Here is an 809-nt window from a genome sequence, read left to right as displayed (position 1 = left end):
CACCCTTGGTCTCGGCTGTATCCTTCCCACTACTAGGGCGGATTAGGAACTTTCATCCATTAGCGACGTGCGCCGCTAGGCGCACATAAAAGACAGAGCCATCAAGTCCCCCTTGACAACTCTGTCTATCTCTTTCCAATCTGATACTTTCATCCTATGGCTGTCGGTATATTTTTCCGGCAATCCATAAATCCATGTTATATATTGTTCGTCTCCGTAAGCTTCCTGCTCAAATTATCCCGGTAGGAAATCAATCTGTCTAAAAAGCTAACGACCATATCCAGCATCTGCGGATCACACTGTGTCAATTTCGGGGCAATCTCTGTATTTATTTTGACTTCGGGGTTCGCATTCGGATTATCCATCACGAAGTAATCTATACTTTTCTCAAGTATCACACTGATCTTGAACAGCAACTCCAGAGAAATCCCGATTTTCCCATTTTCAATATTACAGATATGGGTTGGTGTGCAATCGCAAAGACCAGCCAGGTATTCCTGTGTTTGACGCTTTTCTTTCCTCGCCTTCTTGATCCGCTTTCCGATTAACGCTGTGTCTAACGAACATTGCTCAATTTCAGCCGTAGTCAGCATTGACACCCCACCTCCTATCCATTCCATTCGCATATTCATTATACTGAATTCCCTCTTTCTTTTGAATTATGTGATAACTCATATATTGATGTATGAAATCAGATTTTTGAATAATCCGGGGTGAAAGGCTCTTCCGCAATTATCCGTTATTATTGTTATATCCCATGTACCTCAACTTTGCTTCAAGCAACTGCCTGCCACATCTTCCATACATTG

At 42.4% G+C, this 809-nt stretch carries 1 protein-coding gene; it reads right to left on the bottom strand.

Annotated features, from left to right (window positions below):
* Positions 1 to 197: 197 nt before the first annotated feature.
* Entirely contained in the window at positions 198 to 593 is a 396-nt protein-coding gene (locus ACTNC6_RS16140) for a helix-turn-helix domain-containing protein (protein WP_441044661.1), read from the bottom strand.
* Positions 594 to 809 lie beyond the last annotated feature (216 nt).

It is taken from the genome of Blautia sp. HCP3S3_C4, assembly GCF_052064095.1.
Lineage (GTDB): Bacteria > Bacillota > Clostridia > Lachnospirales > Lachnospiraceae > Blautia_A.
Note: the sequence above shows the minus strand (reverse complement) of the source record. Positions and strands in the feature narration are given on the sequence as shown.

Excerpts from the sequence above, each read along its gene's own strand:
- ACTNC6_RS16140 (WP_441044661.1), bottom strand. The coding sequence starts at position 593 with ATGCTGACTACGGCTGAAATTGAGCAATGTTCGTTAGACACAGCGTTA.